Annotated in this window: 4 protein-coding genes; 2 read left to right on the plus strand and 2 right to left on the minus strand. The window is 69.9% G+C overall.

Going from position 1 to position 2629, the window contains the following annotated elements:
* The coding region (locus E0W80_RS19030) for a glycosyltransferase family 4 protein (RefSeq protein WP_131494550.1) at window positions 1-709 on the plus strand (709 nt) is incomplete at its 5' end.
* Between the two features lie 74 nt (window positions 710-783).
* Here the strand turns inward: E0W80_RS19030 and E0W80_RS19035 are convergent.
* A complete protein-coding gene (locus E0W80_RS19035) occupies window positions 784-1350 on the minus strand; it encodes a hypothetical protein (RefSeq protein ID WP_131494551.1) in 567 nt (188 codons plus the stop codon).
* A gap of 58 nt (window positions 1351-1408) precedes the next feature.
* The gene (locus E0W80_RS19270; protein ID WP_165875520.1) at window positions 1409-1570 is read right to left on the minus strand and encodes a hypothetical protein; all 162 of its coding nucleotides are present in this window, start codon (window positions 1568-1570) and stop codon (window positions 1409-1411) included.
* Between the two features lie 87 nt (window positions 1571-1657).
* On the opposite strand from E0W80_RS19270, the gene E0W80_RS19040 reads away from it, so the two are divergent.
* Window positions 1658-2629: helix-turn-helix domain-containing protein (locus E0W80_RS19040; protein WP_047523817.1), on the plus strand; the 972-nt coding region annotated here is incomplete at its 3' end.

Consider the following 2629-nt stretch of genomic DNA (forward strand, 5'->3'; position numbering starts at 1 on the left):
CGGGGCATCGGCCGTGACCGCGCCGTCGACCCACTTCGCGCGGCGCCTGGAACAGCACGACGTCTTCCCGCAGGTCGACGTGATCTGGAACGGCATCGACGACGACCTGCGCGCGCAGACGCTCGCCGCGCGTCCCGCGACTCGGGAACCGGGACGGCCGCGATTCGTGTGGCTCGGACGGATGAGTCCGGAGAAGCGCCTGCTCCCGTTCCTGGAGGCCTTCGTCGCCTCGGGCGTCGATGCGGACCTGGAGATCATCGGCGGCGGCGCTCAGCGTGCGGCCGCCGAGAAGGTCGTCCGCGGGGTCGACGGCGTGCGATTCGCCGGACGGCTGACCTACGCGCAGACGCTGGAGCGGATCGCCGCCGCCGACGCGCTCGTGCAGACCTCGATCGGCTTCGAGACCCAGGGGATGACCCCCTTCGAGGCGGCCACGCTCGGCACGCCCTCCGTGATCTGCGACCCCGACATCGGCGCGGAACTCGGCGGCGGCCTCTGGGCGGTACCGGATGCCGACCCTGGGGCGTCGAGCCGGGACATCGAGGTGCAGAGGGTCACCGCACTCGCGGAGACCCTGCGGCGGGCCGCCTCCGACATCGCGGCCGGCACCGCCCCCGTTCCGGTCCCCGAGGTCGCCGAGGCGTTCCGGCAGTCCTCGCGCACGGCCGCCATGATCGCCGTCTACGAGCGGGTGCTCGCGAGGCCCTGAGAACTCGCGATCCCGAGCACGTGTCGGGGTGACGGGGCGATGCTGTCCGCTCTCAGAGGAGACGCCGTCCGCTCTCAGATGAACTGGAGCAGCGTGATGGCGATGCTGGTGAAGACGAACCCGATCGCGCCGACTCCCGCGATGCCGATCGCCATGCCGGTGAGCAGTCTCGACCCGGCGCGGCGCATCGCGATCAGACCCAGGATCAGCGCCACGACATAGACGAAGAAGCTCAGGATGCCGATCCCGTTGTCGAACGCGAGCATGAACTCGTATCCGCCGACGCCGCCACCGCTGTAGACGAATGGCCGCACGATGGATCCGAACAGATTGATCGCGAAGGTGGCCACGGCGATGATGAAGGCCGCGCGAGCGAGCGGATTGCTCTCGCGGACGGGTGCCGGTGCGCCGGAAGGGGCCAGCGGATAGGCCTGGGGAGCCGGGTTCGCCGTCGGATACGCCTGTGGCGGGGCGGCCGCCTGCGGTGCTGTCGGATACGGAGGAGCGCTCGGGTACCCCTGCGCCGTGGCGGGGTACTGAGGTGCGGCGGACAGAGGCGTGGCGGCTGGCGGCGGTGCCGCCGGAGCGGCCGGGAGGTCGTGTCCGGAAGGCGGGATGGGAGGCTGCACGGGCTCGCTCATGAGGTCGAGCGTAGCCGTGGGGTGCCGGATGTGCACCGCGCCTCGCCTTGCACCGAGGTCACCGGTAGAGGCGTCCGGACTCCGCTTCCTGGTGGAGGTCGCGGCCGGCGAGGCGTCTCCAGTCCGTCGGCACGCGACGGTAGCCGTCGCGGCGGAGCTCGACGAACGTGGCGATCGTCGCCCAGGCGGCGAGGGCGAGAAGTGCGATGACGAGTATCATGGCAGAAACGCTACGTTCATCGTTGAACCGCCACGAGTGGCAGAGAAGACTCTGAGCGTATGAAAACTGCCATTCGGGAGCGTGTACATGAAGACGGTCGCCTGCGTCATCCAGGACGGGTTCGCACCTTTCGAGTTCGGCGTCGCGTGCGAGGCGTTCGGCCTCGATCGCGCTGACGACGGTGTGCCGAACTTCGACTTCCGCATCGTCGCCCCCCGCGCGGGCGTCGTGGCGTCGAAGATCGGTTTCTCGGTCAACGTCGAGCACGATCTGACGTTCGCCTACGAGGCGGATCTGGTGGTGTTCTGCCCCCTTCCCCGGGAGCATTGGGGAGACATCGATCCGCTGCTGCTCGACCTCGCCAGGCACGCCGTCGCGCGTGGCGCCTGGGTGATGAGCGTCTGCAGCGGATCCTTCATCCTCGCGGCGGCCGGGGTGCTCGACGGTCGTCGAGCCACCACGCACTGGATGTACGCGCACACCATGGCGGACATGTACCCGCAGATCGACATCGACCCCGACGTGCTGTTCGTGCAGGACGGGAAGGTCATCACCAGCGCGGGCACGGCAGCGGGGATCGATGCCTGCCTGCACCTGCTCCGTCAGGAGGTCGGCGCCGAGCTCACCAACCGCATCGCACGGCGCATGGTCGTTCCGCCGCAGCGTGACGGCGGACAGGCGCAGTTCATCGACCGACCGATCCCGCAGGTCCCCACCGACTCGCTCGCCGCGGTGGCGGACTGGGCCGTCGAACACCTGCGAGACGATCTGGGTGTCGAGCAGCTCGCCGCCAGGGCGCTGATGTCGCCGCGCACCTTCGCCCGGCGGTTCAAGGCCGAGTACGGTGCGACACCCGCGGCCTGGCTCGCCCGTCAGCGCATCATCCACGCGCAGCGCATGCTGGAGCGCACCGGTCTTCCGCTCGAGCACATCGCGGATGAATGCGGTTTCGGGTCGGCGGCGGTGCTGCGGCAGAACTTCGCCCGCGTCCTCGGCCTCACCCCCACGGCCTACCGCGCGCGATTCTCCTGCGTCGAGGAGCCGGCGCTTCCCGCCGCC

This window comes from Microbacterium sp. PI-1 (assembly GCF_004337555.1).
Classification (GTDB): domain Bacteria; phylum Actinomycetota; class Actinomycetes; order Actinomycetales; family Microbacteriaceae; genus Microbacterium; species Microbacterium aurugineum.